14 protein-coding genes, 1 tRNA gene and 1 pseudogene are annotated in these 20,180 nt (G+C 36.5%); 6 read left to right on the top strand and 10 right to left on the bottom strand.

Features of this window, described 5'->3' with window-relative positions; all coding sequences use genetic code 11:
* Nucleotides 1-18 precede the first annotated feature (18 nt).
* From PHP31_03765 to PHP31_03745, 5 genes are read right to left on the bottom strand one after another with little or no spacing between them, the layout of a single operon-like run.
* The gene (locus PHP31_03765; protein MDD3738390.1) at nucleotides 19-1,167 is read right to left on the bottom strand and encodes an endonuclease/exonuclease/phosphatase family protein; all 1,149 of its coding nucleotides are present in this window, start codon (nucleotides 1,165-1,167) and stop codon (nucleotides 19-21) included.
* Nucleotides 1,160-2,104, bottom strand: a complete 945-nt coding sequence (locus tag PHP31_03760) for a rhomboid family intramembrane serine protease (GenBank protein ID MDD3738389.1) — start codon at nucleotides 2,102-2,104, stop codon at nucleotides 1,160-1,162. Before PHP31_03760 ends, PHP31_03765 begins: the two co-directional genes overlap by 8 nt.
* Nucleotides 2,104-2,973, bottom strand: a complete 870-nt coding sequence (locus tag PHP31_03755) for a rhomboid family intramembrane serine protease (GenBank protein ID MDD3738388.1) — start codon at nucleotides 2,971-2,973, stop codon at nucleotides 2,104-2,106. Before PHP31_03755 ends, PHP31_03760 begins: the two co-directional genes overlap by 1 nt.
* A gap of 4 nt (nucleotides 2,974-2,977) precedes the next feature.
* Nucleotides 2,978-4,816 carry a DNA mismatch repair endonuclease MutL gene (mutL, locus tag PHP31_03750; protein ID MDD3738387.1) on the bottom strand — a complete coding sequence of 613 codons (1,839 nt, stop codon included), beginning with the start codon at nucleotides 4,814-4,816 and terminating at the stop codon, nucleotides 2,978-2,980.
* A gap of 12 nt (nucleotides 4,817-4,828) precedes the next feature.
* Complete coding sequence (locus tag PHP31_03745) at nucleotides 4,829-5,095, bottom strand: hypothetical protein (GenBank protein ID MDD3738386.1); 267 nt, start codon at nucleotides 5,093-5,095, stop codon at nucleotides 4,829-4,831.
* A gap of 336 nt (nucleotides 5,096-5,431) precedes the next feature.
* Here PHP31_03745 and PHP31_03740 point away from each other — a divergent pair, with 336 nt between their 5' ends.
* On the top strand, nucleotides 5,432-5,779 hold the full coding sequence (locus tag PHP31_03740) for a co-chaperone GroES family protein (GenBank protein MDD3738385.1): 348 nt from the start codon (nucleotides 5,432-5,434) through the stop codon (nucleotides 5,777-5,779).
* Nucleotides 5,780-5,852: 73 nt separating this feature from the next.
* On the opposite strand, the gene PHP31_03735 is transcribed toward PHP31_03740, so the two are convergent.
* The 3 genes and pseudogenes from PHP31_03735 to PHP31_03725 all read right to left on the bottom strand — a co-directional run bounded on the left by PHP31_03735 (nucleotide 5,853) and on the right by PHP31_03725 (nucleotide 12,784).
* Nucleotides 5,853-7,595, bottom strand: coding sequence for a phospho-sugar mutase (locus PHP31_03735; GenBank protein MDD3738384.1), 1,743 nt, complete (start codon nucleotides 7,593-7,595; stop codon nucleotides 5,853-5,855).
* A gap of 41 nt (nucleotides 7,596-7,636) precedes the next feature.
* The gene (gene glgP / locus PHP31_03730) at nucleotides 7,637-11,869 is read right to left on the bottom strand and encodes an alpha-glucan family phosphorylase (GenBank protein MDD3738383.1); all 4,233 of its coding nucleotides are present in this window, start codon (nucleotides 11,867-11,869) and stop codon (nucleotides 7,637-7,639) included.
* Between the two features lie 201 nt (nucleotides 11,870-12,070).
* Nucleotides 12,071-12,784, bottom strand: a pseudogene (locus PHP31_03725) (pseudouridine synthase).
* Between the two features lie 386 nt (nucleotides 12,785-13,170).
* On the opposite strand from PHP31_03725, the gene PHP31_03720 reads away from it, so the two are divergent.
* The 4 genes from PHP31_03720 (at nucleotide 13,171) to PHP31_03705 (ending at nucleotide 17,168) form a co-directional block, all read left to right on the top strand.
* The gene (locus PHP31_03720) at nucleotides 13,171-14,295 is read left to right on the top strand and encodes a universal stress protein (GenBank protein MDD3738382.1); all 1,125 of its coding nucleotides are present in this window, start codon (nucleotides 13,171-13,173) and stop codon (nucleotides 14,293-14,295) included.
* A 68-nt stretch (nucleotides 14,296-14,363) separates the two neighbouring features.
* Nucleotides 14,364-15,578 (top strand): FprA family A-type flavoprotein, encoded by a 1,215-nt coding sequence (locus tag PHP31_03715; GenBank protein MDD3738381.1) that lies wholly within the window; start codon nucleotides 14,364-14,366, stop codon nucleotides 15,576-15,578.
* A 36-nt stretch (nucleotides 15,579-15,614) separates the two neighbouring features.
* Nucleotides 15,615-16,682, top strand: coding sequence for a tRNA 2-thiouridine(34) synthase MnmA (gene mnmA / locus PHP31_03710; GenBank protein MDD3738380.1), 1,068 nt, complete (start codon nucleotides 15,615-15,617; stop codon nucleotides 16,680-16,682).
* Nucleotides 16,683-16,694: 12 nt separating this feature from the next.
* Nucleotides 16,695-17,168, top strand: coding sequence for a hypothetical protein (locus tag PHP31_03705; GenBank protein ID MDD3738379.1), 474 nt, complete (start codon nucleotides 16,695-16,697; stop codon nucleotides 17,166-17,168).
* A gap of 95 nt (nucleotides 17,169-17,263) precedes the next feature.
* On the opposite strand, the gene PHP31_03700 is transcribed toward PHP31_03705, so the two are convergent.
* Entirely contained in the window at nucleotides 17,264-19,042 is a 1,779-nt protein-coding gene (locus PHP31_03700) for a chloride channel protein (protein MDD3738378.1), read from the bottom strand.
* Between the two features lie 57 nt (nucleotides 19,043-19,099).
* Nucleotides 19,100-19,174: transfer RNA gene (locus tag PHP31_03695), tRNA-Val, on the bottom strand.
* Nucleotides 19,175-19,333: 159 nt separating this feature from the next.
* Here PHP31_03695 and PHP31_03690 point away from each other — a divergent pair.
* On the top strand, nucleotides 19,334-20,180 hold an 847-nt coding region (locus PHP31_03690), incomplete at its 3' end, for a DPP IV N-terminal domain-containing protein (GenBank protein MDD3738377.1).

Here is a 20,180-nt window from a genome sequence, read left to right as displayed (position 1 = left end):
TTAAATACAATTTAAAACTTATTTAATTGAAAATTTAGACAGAATAGGGTAGTGGTCGGAAATTTTACTGCTGATTACTTCAAATTCGGCACAATTCAATTCATTTGAAAAGAAAATATAATCAATACGTAGAAGAGGAATTTTTTCGGCGTAAGTTTTTCCAAAACCCCAACCCGCTTCTTTAAAAGAGTCTTTCAAGTTTTTGCTTATAATTCTGTACGTATAGCTGACAGGCGTGTCGTTAAAATCGCCGACCAAAATTAATGGATTGTTACACTTATCAATAATTTCTTGAAGTTTTGAAACTTGCGGAATCCTGCGTTCGTACGCTGTTTCGAGTTTTTTTAATATAGATTTCGACGATTTTTTTATTTGCTCATTGCTTGTCGTACCCGCAATTATTTCGCTCATTAAGTTGTAATCTTCCTTGCCTAATTTAATGCTTTCTAAGTGAGTATTAATAAGGTTTAACGTATCATTACCAACTAATACATCGCATTTTATTGCATAGTTTACTTTACTGTTGTCGAAATTTATTTTTTCCTGATTTACGATTGGATATTTTGATAAAATCGCTAATCCGAAGGGCTGACGAGGGTTTATGCTTTTGATAGTTTCAACGTAAGTAAAAGGCAGATGGCAATTTTTCGACAAAATTTTAAGGGTATTGCTACCCGATTGCGAACCGTCGTAAAACTCTTGCAAGCAAAGGATTTCGACCTTGTTGTCGTTTACAAGTTTTGTAACGCCGTCTAAAGATTTTTTTATTTCGTTGTCGGGATGCGAAAAATAGTCGAATAGTTTCACATTGTATGACATCACCGAAACGTATTCGTTTTGGTCTAGAGTTAGTTTTTTACTTGTAAATCCGAAGGTTTTGGCAACATTGCCGTAGCTTATGGCAATAGCAATTAATGAAAATACAAAGCTGTACCTAAACCTTAAAAGCCAAACGATGACAAAAACTAAGTTTGCGATTATAAGTAGCGGATAAACAAGTCCGAGTGTGGAAATGTAAAAATATTTTTCGGGAGATAAGATTGGCGCTAAGTTGGCAAGCAAAAGCAGCAGAATAAAAAAGAAATTTACAGCCAGCAAAATTGTTTCGCCAACACCGAATTTCTTTTTTTTCTTAGTTTTCTTGGTTTTTTTAGTTTTCTTAGCCATTTTTTGATGAATTTGAGAACAAAAACTCCTTTTCTTCCTTTGATAAGGCATTATAACCTTTTTCAGAAATCTTATCTAATATTTTATCAATTTTTTCCTGATTTTCGTGTTTTTTTCTGTTGTAATCTTCATCGCTAACGTACGTTTCGGTGTAGATATTTTCAGATTTTTTCTTTTTCTTCTTTTTGGGAATAGAAAAATTTCTTTTACGCTTTTTTTGTCTGAAATAGTTGACAATATCGGCTTTGTTTCTAATCCACAAGCCGTAAATAAACCCACACAACGCACCACCCAAATGAGCAAAATGTCCGCCGGCATTGCCATCTTTAATCATTAAAACATCAAGAATAACCGTAAATATTGCTATGTGTTTGAGTTTGATGTTTCCAATTAACAGTAATCTGATGTTGTAATTTGGAGCTATTGTTGCGGTTGCTATGGTAATACCCAAAATTGCCGCCGATGCACCTATGGCATTGGCACTGTCAATTATTGGCTTGAACACGGGAAAAATGTTATAAGCAGCTATAAAGAAAAATGAGCCTATAAAACCGCCAGCAAAGTACAAAAGCAATAATTCTTTTTTGGATTTGAATTCTAAAAATATTTTACCAAACCAATACAGCCACAGCATATTGAAAAGCAAGTGCCAAAACGACGTGTGAACAAACATGTAAGTGAGGATTGTCCAAGGTCTTGCAGCTAATGCCGATAAGGAAGCCGGTACGGCAAAATATTTCAAAATTTGTTCAGTCCATGTGTAACTACTGCTTTCAGGGTCTTGAAACAAAAAATACAAAACAGAAATCAAGCTTAACAATACCCAGATAGCAACGTTTATTATAATTAATTGCGCCACTATAGGTTTGGATTTAAACTTCTTAATCAAATCCTTAATGCTTGTGTTATTTATGTTTGTATTTGAAAAATTATTCATCAATAGCTAAAGTTAGAAGATTTTTTATCTTTTCTTCGCCAAATCAGTATCAGAATTATGCCGAAAATCATACCGCCCAAGTGAGCGAAGTGTGCAATATTTCCGCCCCTTCCGTAAATTCCTGAAAGAAGTTCTATAACGCCGAAAATAATTACAAACCATTTTGCTTTCATAGGGACAAAAAAGTACAAATATATCATTGCATTTGGGAACATCATGCCAAATGCTAACAACAAACCATATACAGCACCCGAAGCTCCGACAACCACAGGCTGATTCAAGTAGTGTATTTTATATTCGCTCATAAAATTCAATACATTTTGCATTGCGGCGGTATCTGTCGGATTGTTTGCGAGTATTGAATAATTGACTTTAAACTGTTCGAAAAGAGATGTAATATTTCCGGTGTCGTCGAAAATGGCAAACCTGTGAGTGCTAACTATTTGCTGCAAATTTTCAATATTAGGTTGGTATATAAAATTGTCTATTAACTCGATTGTCGGCGTTATTTGAAAATAGAAAACAACGTAGTGAACAATAGCAGCACCAATGCCTGTAAAAAAATAATAAATCAAAAAGCGCTTAGGTCCCCAAGTTTGCTCCAAAATGCTTCCGAACATCCACAAGGCAAACATATTGAAGAAAATGTGAGAAAAACCTCCATGCATAAACATGTAAGTTATAAACTGGTAAAACTCAAACTTTTCGGCTTTAAAATAGTGCAGACCCAAAATGTCGATTAAGTCGATATTCATTGAGTATCCCAAAGATATTGTAGCCAAGTAGAAAATCCCGTTTATGATAAGTAGGTTTTTAACTACTGGAGGTAATATGCTAAATCCGCCTGGCGAGTACTGTCTGTTGTCCATAAGTTTATTTTAGTAAAGTTTCAATTTCTTCGTTTTTTAATACAGCATACGTTTTTGAACCATTGAGAGCAAGTTGCGGACTTGAAGTTGCAAAAAGTTTGTCCACAATGCTTTGCATAGCTTCGGGTGTTAGCGTGTCGCCGTATTTTATCGATGAAGAAATAGCAAGTTTGTGAGCTATTTGTTGAACCAAATCGGTTGAGGAGGCGCTGCTACCTTCTTTGTGCATGTTTATTATCGAATCAATTACATTTTCAACGGAAACGTTTTTTGTTATTTCGGGAACCGAAATAATTGCAAAACTATTATTACCCAAGTCGCTGATTTCCAATCCGAACTCGTTTAAAGAAGGAAGTAGTTCTTGCAAAACAATTCCTTCCGATGGCGACAGATGCAGAGTTTTAGGAAATATCAGTTTTTGTGAATTTGTGATGGATTTTGACTTTGAAATAATAATTTGGTTGTATAAAATTCGCTGATGTGCCTTTTGTTGGTCTATTATCATTATTCCGGAAGGCAAATACGTTACAATGTATTTCTTGTTTATTTGAATGAAATTTGCACTCTGTTTGTTGTGCATGTATTCATTAGAATCTTCATTTCCGCCTTTGTCGTCGATATTGTCCAAATTATCAAGTGTGCTGTCGGCAATACCGCTACCTGTAGCAGCCGAAAAAAGATTTTCCCATCCTTTTGCATTACCCCTTAGCGGGTCTTTTATTGGCTTGCTTCCAGAAGTTTTAAAGGGATTATAATCAGGATTGATGTTGACAGTAGGAGGTTTCGGGATGTAATCCTTTGGGAGGTCGGTGTTGAATGCGGTTTCGGCGTCAAAGTTTAGCTGAGGCGAAAGCGAGTACATCCCCAAAGCATGTTTCACAGCCGAGCGCAGCAAGGCGTATAACACCTGACTGTGCTGAAATTTCACTTCGGTTTTTGTCGGGTGAATATTGACATCAATTTCATCTTCTCTAACTTTCAGATAAATGAAATATTTAGGAACCGTTGCATCGGGAATTAAATCCTTGTATGCTTGTTCTACTGCGTGATGTAGGTAGGGTTGTCTGATAAACCTATTGTTTGCAAAAAAATACTGCGAACCTTTTGTCTTACGTGCTATATCGGCTTTGCCTATGTAGCCGCTAATATCAACATATTCGGTTTGTAGCGATATTGGCAACAGGTTTTCTTCAAATTGCTTTCCGCCAACTTGTATAACGCGCTGTTTTGTATTCCCCTTAAGGTAGTGAGCCACAACCTTTTCGTCTGAAATAAATTCAAACTCAATTTCGGGATATACCAAAACCACACGGTTAAGTTCTTCAAAAATATGTCCGTATTCCACCTTGTCCGATTTAAGGAAATTACGTCTGGCAGGAACATTGAAAAAGATGTTTTTAACGCTGAATGAAGTGCCGTTTTGAAACGAAATAGGCGTTTGAGAAATAAGTTTAGCACCTTGAATTTCTATTTTAGTACCGATTTCTTCGTCGGCTTTTTTGGTTTTAAGCTCAACATGAGCAATAGCTGCGATAGAAGCGAGAGCTTCGCCCCTAAATCCCAATGTTTTAAGTTTAAATAAATCGTTGGCGTTGCTGATTTTAGATGTTGCGTGTCTTTCAAAACAGATGCGTGCGTCCATATCGCTCATGCCGCAACCGTTATCGATGACTTGTATCAGCGTTTTACCAGCGTCTTTAATAATAAGTTTAATTTGGTCGGCTCCCGAATCTATGGAGTTTTCTAATAATTCTTTAACAACCGATGCAGGTCGTTGTATGACTTCGCCGGCTGCAATTTGATTGGCAACACTATCGGGTAGCAATTTTATTATATCGGACATGGCAAGTTATTTTTAGCGTACGAAAAAGAAATAAATTAAAAATGCAGCCAATAAAATCATTACTATAAGTCGCATTGGCTTTCTTCTTCGCTTACGACGCTCTTCATTCCTTGTTATTTCTCTTTTAAAACCTGTCTTAACAATTTGTCCTGGAACATAATCGTCTCCGGAAGCGTATCTCTTACGTATCTCATCAAACTTTTCTCTTTCAGGGTCGTAAAAACGAGGCTTATAGTTAAAGTTTCTCGGTTTAGATAGTTTAGGATTGAATATAGACATCTCTTTTTTTTGCAAAGGTATGAAATTCCATAAAAAAAAGTGTATTTGGTATTACTTAATATATATTGCTATTCAGTTAATATCCATATATTGGCTGTTAGCTATTAGCCATTGGCTCTTGGCTTGTTCGGGATGCGTGTTATTACATTGCTCATTGTTCATTGTTCATTGCACATTGCAAATTGCACCCATCACTCATCACTCCCGAATACTTGGGACAAGTCATCACCAGTCCCCAATCACTAACCACCAACCACCGCTAAAATATTTAGCTTGCGGCAGATTTATTTTTTTATTGTTCCAAAAACTATAACTTTGTAAAAAATAACAACGAGTATGTACGAAAACATTGTGGTAGTTGGCGATAAGATATTGATAAAGCCCCTGACCGAAAGCACTAAAACCAAGGCAGGCTTGTATTTGCCTTCGGGATATTCGGAAAAAGATGAGATAAAACAAGGTTACATTATAAAAACCGGTCCTGGCGTTCCCTATCCTTATTTTGAAGGTGATGAAGAGCCATGGAAATGCGAAGACAATACTACTAAGTACATGCCTTTGCAAGTTAAGGAAGGCGATTTAGCTTTCTTCTTAGCAAGATACGCCTACGAAATAAAATACAAGCAAGAAACTTTGTTTGTTGTATCGCAGCATCATATTTTACTAGTGGAGAGAGATTTGTAGTAATTAGCCGTTAGCCGTTAGCCGTTAGCCGTTGGCTAAACTTAGCCAAAAGCCAATAGCTAAAAGCTAAAGGCTAATTATTCAGTCCCATATCACTAATGATATCATCAAGTTTCTTCTCCAACTTTTCATCAACCGCATCAAAATCGGCTTTATCTTTTAATTTTTCTTTGACGCTGAAATAAAACTTTATTTTAGGTTCTGTTCCTGAGGGTCTTACACTGATTTTGCTTCCGTCTTCCAACAAAAATTGCAACACATCGCTTGAGGGTAAGTCTATAGTGGTAACGGCATTGGTTTCAACATCGGTGCGTTTGTGAGTTTTGTAATCTTTTATAGTAATAACCTTGCTACCGTTGATATATTTGGGAGGATTGTTACGGTAGTTATCCATCATGCCTTTAATTTCTTTTTTACCGCTAATACCTTTGCGAACAATGTTGACAAGTCTTTCTTTGTAGAAACCGTATTCCAAATAAATTTCAATTAAAATTTCAAACAGAGACATATTTCTACTATTAGCCCAAGCCACGCATTCGGCAAAAACGCTACACGAAATAAGAGCATCTTTATCTCTAACAAAATCGCCTACCATATATCCGAAACTTTCTTCGCCACCGCCTATAAACGTCTTTTTACCTTCATTTTCGCGTATTATTTTGGCAATCCATTTAAAACCGGTTAAAACATCGTAATACTCAACTCCGGCTTTAACGGCAATGTCGCTCATAAGTTCGGAGGTTACAACGGTTTTGACAATAAATTCGTTTCCGGTAAGTTTATTTTTGTCTTTCCATTGTTTTATCAGGTAATATGTAAGCAAGACGGCTGTTTGGTTACCGTTAAGCAAAACGTATTCGTTTTTATGGTTTTTAAGCCCAACTGCAAGTCTGTCAGAGTCGGGGTCGGTTGCTAAAATAATATCGGCGTTAACTTTTTCGGCTTTTTTCAAAGCCAAAGCCATAGCACTCCTTTCTTCCGGATTTGGCGATTCAACAGTTGGGAAGTTGCCGTCTTGTACGGCTTGTTCTTCCACTAAAATTACATTTTTAAAGCCAAACTCTTTTAAAGCACGCGGAACGGTGTGCAAGCCGGTTCCATGAATAGGAGTGTAAACTATTTTAATGTTTTCGTTTTGTTTGATTACGTCGGGTTGCAATACGTAAGTTTTAAGTTTGTCAAAATAAGCATTATCAACATCTTCACCAATAGGAACGATGAGATTGTCGTTGCCGTTGAATTTAACTTCTTTCAAACCGCCGATTTTGTTCACCCTATCAATAACGTTTGTATCGTGCGGAGGTGTAAGCTGAGCGCCATCGTCCCAATATACTTTGTATCCGTTGTATTCTTTCGGATTGTGCGAAGCTGTGATTACAATACCACTTTGGCAATTCAGATGCCTAACGGCAAATGAAAGCATAGGAGTTGGTCGCGGTTCTTGAAACAAGAATACTTTAATATTGTTGGCACTAAGCACGTTGGCAGCAACTTGCGCAAAGTATTTGCTGTTGTTTCTGACATCGTAAGCAATAGCCACTTTAATTTCAGTATCGCTAAACGACTCTATCAGGTAGTTGGCAAGTCCTTGCGTTGCCATTCCGACTGTATATTTATTCATGCGATAAGAGCCAACTCCCATTATACCACGCAAGCCACCGGTTCCAAATTCCAAATTTGCATAAAAAGCTTCGTTAAGCTCTGCAGGATTGTTCTCCATCATATTTTTTATTTCCGACTTGGTTTCGTCGTCGATAACGGGGTCGTTTAACCACGCCTGAGCGTTTTTCAAAGTGTTTTCATTTATTGTATTCATAGTTCAAAAATTTTTAACAAACAGATTACAAAAGTAAAAAATTATATCCATTTAACCATTTTCATATCGTGCGAATATGGAAGTAACGGATGGGTAGGAGTTATTCTGAATGAAAAGTCGAACACACCCGACATTACGGTTGGAAATTCAATGGTATAGGTTGCAAGATTATCGCCGTTTTTCTCCAAATCGAATTTTTTTATGCTGATTGGTTCGCCGATTTTATCGTCAACTTTTTGACCCAAAATAAGCTCAACTTTAATGTTTTGCGGGTCAATTGCGCTAGTATCTAACTTGATAACAGCTTTGAATTTTTCGCCTAATTCCAAAGGTCTTGCAGTAGAGTCGGGGTACAAAACTTCCAAAACTTTTACGTCGTTCCAATAGCGTGCAACTTTGTACTTGAACGAGGCAAGTATTCTTACGTTTTTACAATCGTCTTTTTTAAGCAAATTATGTCTTTCGTCAAGAACAGAGTAAAATTTAGCGTAATAGTCGTCCAATTGTCTTTTCATTGTAAAATGCGGAGCAATTCCTGAGATTGTGTTCTTGATGTATTGTATCCACTGATGTGGGATTCCGTCTTTATCTCTATTGTAGAATAACGGAGCTATCTCATCTTCAAGGTAGTTGTAAATGATTTCGGCATCAAGCTCATCTTGGAATTTCTGATTTTCAAAGGTTCTTTCTTCTGCCAAAGCCCAGCCTGCATTTTCTTTATAGCCTTCTGCCCACCAGCCGTCGAGTACACTTAAGTTTACAATTCCGTTCATAATAGTTTTTTCTCCACTTGTCCCGCTTGCTTCTAACGGACGAGTAGGAGTGTTTAGCCAAATATCAACGCCCTGCACAAGTTTTCTTGATGTAGCCATAGAGTAGTTTTCTAAGAAAATGATTTTTCCTACAAATTGCGGCATGTGCGATATTTGAATAATGCGTTTTATAAGGTCGGAGCCGGCTTTATCATGTGGGTGAGCCTTTCCGGCAAATACAAATTGTATAGGTCTGTCTTTGTGATTTACAATTTTTTCCAAGCGTTCTAAATCGGTGAACAAAAGATGAGCGCGCTTATACGTTGCAAATCGGCGGGCAAAGCCTATTGTCAGTACGTTGTGGTCAAGTTTTTCAACAATATCAATAATTCGTCGCGGACTTGTTTGCGATTTTCCAATATTATCTTGCAGATGCTTTTTAATAAAATCGACAAGAACCTTACGTAAATCTTGCCTTATGTCCCATATTACTTTATCATCGACATTGTGAATATTTTCCCAATATGTAGGATTGGATTGATCTTTCAGGAATTCTTCGCCGAAGGTGTCTCTATATAGCTTATCCCACTTGCTGTTAACCCAAGTAGGGTAGTGTATTCCGTTGGTAACATAGCCAATATGGCTTTCGCTCAAATAGTAGCCGGGATAAAGCGGCTGAAACATTTTTTGCGAAACAGTGCCGTGTATTCTGCTAACTCCGTTCATTTCTTGTGAAAGTTTTGTAGCCAGCACACTCATCGAAAATTTTTCGCCTTCGTTATCTTCGTTCCATCTACCCAAGTTCATAAAGTCGTTCCATGTAATGGTGAGTCTTTCGGGGTAGTGTGCCAAGTAGGTTCTTACCATATCTTCGGCAAACTCGTCGTGACCGGCAGGTACAGGCGTGTGGGTAGTAAACAATGTTGATGATTTTACCAATTCTAAAGCTTGGAAAAACGACATTTGTTGCGTGTTTATGTACCTGTTAAGTCTTTCAACACCCATAAACGCTGCGTGTCCTTCGTTGCAGTGATATATTTGCGGTTGTAGTTTTAGCTTATTAATAAGTCTAATACCACCAACGCCGAGTAGTAACTCCTGTTTGAAACGATTTTCCCAATCGCCGCCGTACAGTTGGTGGGTTACACTTCTGTCGGCTTCGTTATTCTCTTCTATGTCGGTATCTAAAAGGTATAGAGGAATTCGTCCAACGTTCACGCACCAAGCTTTTGCAGTGAGGTTTCGTCCGGGAAGAGCTATAGATACCGTAAGCCAATCACCGTTTTCATCTCTAACGGGAATAAGCGGCAAAGTGCTGAACTTTTGAGGATGATACATGGCAATCTGGTCGCCTGATGGCGAGAATGATTGATGGAAATATCCGTAACGATACAGCAATCCTACGCCTATCATGTTTACATTAGAGTCGGAGGCTTCTTTAAGATAGTCACCAGCCAAAACGCCCAAACCACCGGAGTATATTTGCAGACTTTCGTGCAATCCGTATTCCATACTGAAATAAGCAATTTGAGGCTCTTTTTGCTCAGATTTCTTATCCATGTAAGCTTTAAAATCGGAGTAAACTTTTTGAAGTCTTGCCATAAAAGTTTCATTTTCGGTTAGAGCTTCAAGCTCCGACAGGCGTAAACTTTCCAATAATGCAACAGGATTGTTGTTTAGTTTCGCCCACTTTTCTTTATCTATACTCTCAAAAAGTTCAATAGCTTCGTTATTCCAACACCAATAAAGGTTGTTAGAAAGTTCAAACAAGCCGTTTAGTGCTTCGGGGACTTTTAATTTTACCAATACTTTTTTCCATTCGGCTGTAATGTGCTTTTGGCTTTGGGTAATTGTTGCGATATCTGCTTGTTTTTTAAGCAGATAGTCGGAACGTCTGGTGTTTACTTTTTCAATTGCCAATTTGTAAGCTTCGTTGTAATTTGAAAAAAGATTATTCCACAGAGCTTTGCGAGCAATAGCAATAGCATTAAGCCCTAGTTGGGTTTGTTGTTTTTCGGATAAATTTGAAACTCCCGATAATATATTTGAAATATCTTCAACAACGCTGTCGTAATTGCCGTCGGTGCGCTCCACTACAAACACACCATCGTGATTTTGCAGGTCTTTGCACCACATACCGAACCCTGCCAAAGTTGTAGTTACGGTTGGCACTCCAAATGCAATACTTTCTAATGGAGTGTAGCCCCAAGGCTCGTAGTATGACGGGAATATGGAAAGGTCAACACCTTTAAGCAAATCCCAATAGGTGAGGTTAAATATACCGTCGTTGCCGTTGAGGTACGAAGGCACAAAGAACACCTTTACTTTGTTGTTTTTGCAGTTGTTTAAACCAACTTCTTTAAGTTTGTTTAGAATAGGGTCATAGTTAGGTTCTACTAAGTTATGAGTCAAAAACTTATTGCTGAGTTCTTTGTTGTCATTGTTTTTTAGGGCATCTATAAGTTCGCTTGAAGCTCCCAAGTTGTTTGACGGAACCATTATAAAAGCAAGAACTTTTTTATCTGATTTTTCCGATGCATTGTATTTAGCAAGCGAGTCGATAAAAACGTCGATGCCTTTGTTTTTATACTCGTATCTGCCTGAAGTGGCAACAATAAATGTATCGTCGGAGTATGTTTCATTTGTGAGAGCAGCTGCGACTTCCAAAAATTTCTGTCTGGATATTTTTCTTTTTTTGCCTGCAAGGTATTCTTCGTCTGATAAGACAAGTTTTTCGTCGAAGCCGTTGGTAGTAATTACATCATTTTTCTTATTCAAAAAATGTTCGCATTCCTTGGCTGTAATTTGACTAACTGTTGTAAATACATCGCAAGTTGCAGCAGATTTTTCTTCGAGAGAATGTTTGGCTGTAAGATTAAATTTCTTAGCAATTTCTGAAGGCACGTAAGCATTCAGTTGGTCGTACAAAGGCAAGTTGTTACCGGCAATGCTTCTGCCAAGAACCGTTGCGTGAGTGGTGAAAACCAATCCTATTTGCGGAGCTTTTTGTTTCAGATATAATATGCCGCTGCCTGTCATCCATTCGTGGAAGTGAGCTAAAATGCTGTCTTGAGCAGTAACATTATAATCGTAAAAACTTTCAATTACTTTGCCGGCGGCGTAGCCAAAAAGTACAGGTTCAATGTAATCCCAGCCACCGGAAATGCTATCTAAGTAGTATTTTTCCCAAAAATCGGCTAAAATTTTGTCTTTTTCATTTATGTATTTAGAAAAATCGACTAAAATCGCTATAGGTTTGCTTTCAATATTCCAATATCCTATTTTGAAATTGATGCCGTCAATTTCGGCAACTTCTCTCCATGCTCTTAGTAGCGATTTGTCTTCGATAAACAAAGGATTATCGACAGTTTCTTTCCAAACATCGGGTCCGATGAGTATGTAGTTGTTTTGTAGTTCTTTTTTTAAAATCGAAGCCTTTGTGGATAGTACTGTGTATATGCCTCCAACCATGTTGGATACTTCCCAGCTGACTTCAAACAAGTAATTAGGTTTTGTATTCATTAGTAAATTATTTTCTATTTTTAAATTTCAAGCGTCGCCAAAAATAGTATAAATAAATTAAATAAGAGTTAATATTAAAGTTAAGATATTTAAAATCCATTATTTAAAACTCGCTTATAGACTCAATAACAGCTATTTAAGTGTGAATGGCTTAGTTTTTGTGAAAATCAAAACGGTATATAATAACTGAGTTAGCAAAAACTACTTAATAAGTTTTAAGTAATTAATTTCCGTTTCAGTCAAGTGTCTGTATTTTCCACGCGGAAGGTCTTTTTTGGTTAGTCCTGCAAAGCTGACTCTGTCTAATTTTACAACCTGATAGCCAAGATGTTCAAATATTCTTCTAATTATTCTATTTTTCCCCGAGTGAATTACAATGCTAACATCTCTTTTGGAAGTGCTGTTTTCAGAATAAGCAATATCATCAACTTTTATAAATCCGTCTTCGAGTTTTAAACCTTTTTTTATTGCCATCAAATCGTTGTAGTCTAGATTTTTATCAAGAGTTGCGGAATATATTTTTCTGATATTATGTTTAGGGTGAGTAAGTTTTTTTGCCAAGTCGCCATCGTTTGTAAAAAGCAATAATCCTGTAGTATTTCTGTCTAATCGACCTACAGGGTAGACTCTTTCTTTGCAGGCTTTATCGACAAGCAACATAACAGTTTTGCGTTCTTGCGGATCGTCAGTTGTAGTTATGTAACCTTTAGGCTTGTTAAGCAAAACATATCTGAAAGTCTCTCTTTTCAGAGTCTCGCCGCAGTATTGGACGGTATCGGATGGAAGTATTTTTGTTCCCAATTCGGTAACAATAACACCGTTAACTTTAACTTCGCCTGCCAAAATAAGTTGGTCAGCTTCACGTCTTGATGCAACACCCGAATTGGCGATGTATTTGTTCAGCCTGATAGTTTCAGGTTTATTATTAGCGGTAGTAGCCGTTTTAGATTTTGCGGAATTAGCTATTTTCTTACTACGTTGATTTGTGCGCAAACCATCTTCTTTCACGGCTTTATCGCTACGGCGTGCGTAAGTTCTCTTTTCTGTGTCTTTACTTCTGCTTTTCGAAGTTTCTTTGATACTTCTGTTGCTCTTTTTGCTACCGGCACGAGTATTGTCAGCCGTCCTTTTATTATCTTTATTCCTTTGCAATGCCATTTCTATTTTTTTGCAAAATTAAAAAAATGTTGATATTCAGATAATTTCAGTAACTAAAAACACTGCAAAAAAAATGTCCCCTTTTTATTAAAAAAACTACAATTATTTGTACATTTGCAAAAGAACCCTTTAAAACAAACGACATGGAAACACAAGGACAAAAAATTATTACAATTGGCAGGTATTCGTATTCACGCTCACTATTATTGCAAGCATTGTTAAATGATTCAAATATCGAGTCTTTTTTGGTTCCCAAAGACGTGTTTTTCCCGCCAAAATATACTGATATCAGAGTTAAAGAAAGTGATGTTGCAGAAGCTATGAAAATTATAGCAAGTTCGCAGCAAGACTACGGCGACGCAAAAGCAAAAGCTTTGAAAGATTTGTTTATCATGCGTAGGATTCTTGTTCCTGTCGATTTTTCTGAAACATCATTAGAAGCAGCCAAATTTGCTTGCAGTATAGCCAATAGGTTTAAATCGGAGGTTATGCTTGTTCACGTTACCTATAATTTTGTTATAGATACTGTTCCATATTCCGATTTTTACGATTATCAGAGACGACTTGCGGAGAGTCTTATCGAGATTAAAGATGTTGCCAACGACAATTTGGAAAAATTGCAACAAAAACTGAGAAATTATTGCGAAGAAAATAATTACAATAGGGTTGAGATAAACTCTGTATTGCTTGCAGGCAACGCATCTGCCGAAATAATAGATTATGCTGATACCTACAAACCGTTTCTGATAGTTATGGGCATAAGAGGACTTTCGGCAAAAAATAAATACACTTATGGTAAAGTCGCCGACGAGGTTGTTAACAAATCTAACCTGCCGGTTTTGGTATTACCATCCAATCAAGTTGGTAAAATAGAAGAGATTAAAGAGGTGATGTACGCTATGGATTACGACGAACACGATATTTCGTCTATCAATAAAATTATACAAATGGTTTCGCCTTTGAATATTAAAATTCACTGCGTACACTTTAGTTTTGTAAGAACAAGACCGTGGGATAAAGTAAAATTGGAAGAAATAGAAAATCACCTTAGAGCGGAATATAAGGATGTTGATATAACTTTTCAAAACATTGTTACAGGCAATGTTTCAATAGGAATAGAAACCTTTATCAGAAATAACAATATAGGAGCTATTGCTGTTACAACTTACAGAAGGGGGTTTTTAGAGAACTTTTTTAGTCCTAATTTTTCAGAAAAGCTATTCAAAACCACCGGCAAGCCAATACTATTTTTTCCTGTCAGAAGATAATTTCAATTAGATTATAGTTATTATCTTATTTTTGCAAAAAAATAACAAAACAATAAAACTATAGTATTATGCATTGTGTAAGAAATATTACAGATAAAATTTTTTGGATTGGTGTAAACGATAGGCGTTTGGAACTTTTTGAAAACATGTTTCCATTGCCCAAAGGCGTTTCATATAATTCATATTTAATATTAGACGAAAAAACCGCTGTGGTCGATACGGTTGATGCGACACAAAGAAAACAGTTTGTTGATAATATCAAATATTTACTAAATGGTCGTCAACTTGACTATCTGATTATAAATCACATGGAACCCGATCATTGTGGAAGTATAGAAAGTGTTGTTGAACTATATCCCAATGTTAAATTGATAGGAAATAGAACAACTTTTACTTTTTTTGAGCAATTTTATACTTCAGATAATAAAGCAAACTATCAAATATTAGGAAAAGATGAAGTTTTGGATTTAGGAGAAAATAAGTTACACTTCGTTCCGGCTCCTATGGTTCATTGGCCCGAAGTTACAGTTGCTTATGAATCGACAAATAAAATTCTGTTTTCTGCTGATGCCTTCGGTACGTTTGGCTCTATAAACGGAAACCTCTTTATGGACGAGATTGACTTCGACCATGAACTACTTGACGAAGCTCGCAGGTATTATACAAATATTGTGGGTAAGTTTGGTCCGCAGGTTCAGTCTTTGCTCAAAAAAGCTTCCGAATTAGAAATTAAAACCATTTGTCCGCTTCACGGTCCTGTTATCAGAACAAGTGATGACATTGCAAAAATGATTCATCTTTACAACAAATGGAGCACCTACACTCCCGAAGAAAAAGGCATTGTTATCGCTTTTGGCTCTATGTACGGCAACACTGAAAATATAGCCGACTGTATTGCTCATAAGCTCGCAATCAACGGAGTTAAAAATATAAAAATGTACGATGTTTCAAAAACTCACGCATCGTATATTATTGCCGATATGTTTAAGTATTCGCATATGCTTATAGCTGCTCCTACCTACAACTTAGGACTTTATCATGGAATGGAATGTTTGCTAAGAGAACTTGCAGCCCTTAACTTTAAAGACCGCAAAGTAGCTATTGTCGGTAATCATACATGGGCTTCGGGAGCTTTAAAAACCATGAAAAATATTATCGAAAACAATTTTAAAAACATGGAAATAATAGGCGAAACTCTCGATATTAAATCTTCGTTGAAAGCTAACCAGGAAGCCGTTATCGACGAATTGGCACAAGTAATTTCTAAGTCTATTAAAGCATAAAATTATAGTGCATAAATAGAGAAAAGTCAAGTTACTATGAATATAGCAGCTTTGGTTTCCGGTGGTGTTGATAGTTCGGTTATGCTGTACTTGCTCAAAGAGCAGGGCATTAATCCTACTATGTTTTACATACAAATTGGTATGAAAGAAGATGAGCATTTCTTAGATTGTTCGTCGGAGGAAGACATAGAAATTGCTACGGCTCTGGCAAAGAAATACGGACTTAAGTTGGAAGTTGTTCCGCTTCACAACGAGTATTGGGATAATGTTATTGAATACACAATCAATTCCGTGAAAAAAGGTCTTACCCCGAATCCTGACGTTATGTGCAATCGTCTGATTAAATTCGGAGAATTTGAGAAACATTGGGGCAAAGATTTCGACTTAATTGCCACAGGGCACTACGCAGGCACCGAAAACAGAATGCAAAAAAAGTATCTGACTACAGCCAAAGACAAGTTGAAAGACCAAACTGACTTTTTGGCTCAAATTACTTACAATCAGTTATTAAAATTAACTTTCCCACTTGCCGATTATATGAAATCGGAGGTTAGAGATATTGCTCAGGAACAAAACATGCCGAGTGCTATGCGTAAAGATAGTCAGGGCATTTGTTTTTTAGGGAAAGTCAACTACAACGATTTTATAAAAAAGTATTTAGGAACCAAGACAGGAAACATTATTGAACTAAGTACGGGAAAGATTTTGGGAACCCATAACGGATTTTGGTTTCATACAATAGGGCAGCGAAAAGGACTTAATTTGGGCGGCGGTCCCTGGTTCGTTATAAAAAAAGATGTTGAGCAAAACATAATCTATGTTGACAACGGCTACGACCCGCCTTCGCAATATACCGATACTGTTTTGCTAGAAAATATGCATTTTATAACCGAAAATCCTTTTGGCGAAGAAAATAGTATCGATATTACCTTTAAAATCAGGCATACACCCGACTTTACAAAAGGCGTTTTGCTAAAAACAAACGATAAATACGTTATAAAGTCGGAAGAGCCGCTTTCTGGTGTTGCCGCAGGACAATTCGGAGTTATTTACGATAAAGAATCTCATATTTGTATGGGCAGTGGAATTATTGATAACAATTAAAAATACATACACATGAAAAAAACAAATTTTCTTTTATCATTAGTCGCAGTACTCTTATTAATGAGTTCATGTGGCAATAAAACAGTTTACACCGAACAAATAGATTTTTCCAACAATATTTGGAACCGATTCGATAAAAAAAATATTAAAATACCTTTCACTTCCGATGATGTAATTGTTGATATTAGCATTGCTGTAAAATATAATAATGACTTGCAGTACAACAATGTTGCTATGTATGCTATATTAACTTTACCTTCAGGTGAAGAGAGATTTCGTGAGATACATGTTCCAATAAATAGAATTTTAGATAAAAAAATTGAAGCAGATAGTGTTTACAAAGCACAGGCTTTTTTATGGAAAGGCGTTAATATTTCTGAAGAAGGCACAGGTAACTTGGAAATAGAAAACATGATACCATACTTCGAAACAAAAGGAATTAAACAGTTGACTGTTGAAGTGTTGAAGTCGGGTTCCGATGATTAGTTCGTGTTGCGTGGAATAGCTTTCAGCCTTTGGCTGTTAGCTGTTAGCCGTTGGCTAAGCGTAAACAATAGCCACCGTTCACTCATCAGCCGTCACTAATCACTAATAAAGTCCTTAACTAACTCTCTGTAATTCGAGAAGAAATTAGCCCTTGAAATAAATCCCAAATACTTGTTATCTTTTATTACGGGCAAATTATAATGCGGAGTATCGGAGAATTTTTGAGCCACGCTTTCCATACTTTCATCGTATTCAACAACTGTATCGGGATAAAAAGACAAGGTATCTGTAGTTACAATATCGTACTTATCCCTATCGAACAGCATATGTTTTATATCGTTTATAAAAATTATTCCTAAAAAGTTGTTTTCTTCGTCAACCACGGGGAAAATACTACGCGTAGATTGTGCAACTAATTTTACAAACTCTCCTAATGTGATGTTAGGCGGAGTTGTAGTAAAATCTTTTTCAATTAATTTGTCAATCGAAAGTATGTTAAGTGCAGCTTTATCTTTATCGTGTGTAATAAGTTCGCCCGAAGAAATCAAAGTTTTGTGAAAATACGAGTGAGGCTCAAATATTATTGTAGTCAAATAAGAAGCTACGGCTGTAATAATAAGTGGGACTAACAATTGGTAGCCACCTGTAATTTCAGCAATAAGGAAAATTGCTGTAAGTGGAGCTAACATTACGCCTGCCATCAATCCTGCCATTCCTGCTAATATAAAGCAGGCTCTCGGTAGTGCTGTAGATGTAAAATGATTTAAAAATTCGGTTAAAATGTAACCTAAAATTCCGCCGGTAAATAGGGTAGGAGCAAATATGCCACCAACGCCTCCTCCGGAATTTGTTGTGGTCATTGCTACAACTTTTAGCAACATTACTAACACCAAAAAGATAATAACAACAACGTACTGCGACGATAAAGCTCCAAATATGCTACCTTTCAATATCTGCTCGGCTGTACCTCCATTTATCAGTAAGTTTAAAAAACTATATCCTTCGCCGAAGAGTGGAGGAAACAAAAATATTAATAAACTCGTTAGCAAACCTCCAGCAACCATCTGCCTCCATTTGTTTTCGCGGGTTAGTTTTTTTTCAATACGTGTGCTTGTTCTCGAAAAGTAAACAGAAATAAATCCTGCTAAAATTCCTAGTATAATATAGTAAGGTATATGTTTTAAAACAAAAAGGTTAGAAGTCAAATCAATGGTAAACAAAACATCTTTTCCCATAAAGAAAGCAGCTAAAATATAGCCTGTAGCCGATGATATTAGCAGTGGTATCAGACGGCGTGCAGTTAAATCAAGCATAAGTACTTCTAAACAAAACACAACGCCGGCTATTGGAGCCTTAAAAATACCTGCAGTTGCGCCAGCGGCACCGCAACCTATAAGCAATGTTATTGATTTATAATCAAAGCCGAAATATCTGCCCAAATTCGAACCTATTGCCGCACCCGTCAATACAATAGGTCCCTCAAGACCAATACTGCCACCAAACGCCGATGTAATACTGCTACCAACCAACGACGAGTACGTATTGTGCATCTTTATCTTTCCCTTATTCCTGGATATTGCGTATAAAACTCTGCCTATTCCCTGGCTTATAGAGTCTTTTATTACATATTTTACAAATAGCCATGCCAGCATTATTCCTATAAACGGAAGTATCAAATACAAAAAACTTAAGTTATAGTTGTATATAATCCTCGTTACATTAGAATAAAAAAAGTGAATTAAGTTTTTTAATACAACACCTGCCAATCCGCCCATTATTCCGGTAATAAGACTAAGTATAAGTAGCAACTGCTTCGACGAAATATGTTTCATTCGCCACTTGTGCAGGTTATCTATTATAGGTTTAGTGTCCATTTTGGGAAGAATTAATAACTAGGTGTGGTTATTATGGTGTTTGAGTGTAAAGCTATGTGCGTTGTACTGGATTCGAACCAGTGACCCCTACCCTGTCAAGGTAATGCTCTAAACCAACTGAGCTAACAACGCATTATTTTTTTGCAAAGATATGTTATTTTATTAATAATAGCTTTTTATTTCTTTATTTTAAATATTGTGTATTTTTGATGACAAATAACAAAGAGTTATTTGTCGGCGCGTACGATAAATGATTGAAGATAAGTATAAATCATATAAAATAAAATCAAGATGAAAATAAAATTATTCTTTAAACTAAGTTTTTTGCTTTTGTTAGTTGTAGCAGTACAAACAGCTTTTAGTCAAGATAATAAGAAAATAATAGAATTCGACGACATTTTCAAAAACCGCACTTTTTATTCTCCTGGAATTAGAGGTTTCAATTCTATGAACGATGGAATACATTACACTGCCTTTGATTATAAGACACAGCAAATTGTGAAGAAAAGGTTCGATAACGACGAACTTGTTGATGTTTTGTTTGATATAGGAAAGTTTAAAGAACAAATTGCGTATGTTGGTACTTATAGTTTCAATAAAAATGAGGATAAACTATTGTTGGCTTCCGACATTGAAATGATATACAGACGCTCATACAAAGCCAATTTCTACATCTACGATATAAAGAAAAACACTCTTGAAAAATTATCGGAAAATGGTAAGCAACAATTAGCGACTTTTTCGCCCGACGGCAACAAGGTGGCTTTTGTTAGAGATAACAATCTTTTTTATAAAAATATTGATACAGGCAAAGAGTTTCAAATAACGAACGACGGAGAGAGAAACGCTATAATCAACGGTGCACCCGATTGGGTTTACGAAGAAGAATTTGAGTTTAGCCGTGCCTTCGATTGGTCGCCGAACAGCGAAAACATAGCTTGGATTAGATTCGACGAAAGCGATGTACCCGAATTTAGCATGTACATGTATCAGGGTCAAAATCCGTCTCTCGACGAATATAAACTTTATCCGGGCATGCAAACCTTTAAGTATCCTAAAGCAGGAGACCCAAATTCTTTAGTTTCGGTAAAAGTGTACAATATAAAATCGGGCAAAGTTACTAACGTAGATGTAGGAA

The sequence above is a fragment of the Lentimicrobiaceae bacterium genome (assembly GCA_028697555.1).
In the GTDB taxonomy this organism is placed as follows: Bacteria; Bacteroidota; Bacteroidia; order Bacteroidales; family UBA4417; genus UBA4417.
The sequence above is the reverse complement of the archived record's forward strand: the minus strand, read 5'-3'. Positions and strand labels throughout refer to the sequence as shown.